1 protein-coding gene is annotated in these 262 nt (G+C 48.5%); it reads left to right on the top strand.

Translation table 11 applies throughout. The annotated features are described in order from the left end of the window. Window positions 1-15: 15 nt before the first annotated feature. On the top strand, window positions 16-262 hold a 247-nt coding region (locus tag Q4563_RS20545), incomplete at its 3' end, for an FxsA family protein (RefSeq protein ID WP_303605831.1).

Raw genomic sequence — 262 nt, 5'->3', positions numbered from 1 at the left:
GACCAGGAGGCAATTGTGCCGTTTTTAGTATTGTTTATCGTAGTACCACTGTTGGAACTGGCCGTTTTAATCAAGGTGGGTGGTTATATCGGTGTTATCTGGACGCTGGTGATCATCTTTTTGACCGCCATTATTGGTGTCAACATCCTTAAAAAACAGGGCATGGATGTACTGATGCGTGCCAGCCAGAAAATGCAGGAAGGTACCTTGCCAGCGCGTGAGCTGGCAGAAGGATTTTTGCTGGCCCTGGCCGGTGCCTTAT

The organism is Gilvimarinus sp. 1_MG-2023 (assembly GCF_030548285.1).
This window is presented reverse-complemented; position numbering and strand designations above follow the sequence as displayed.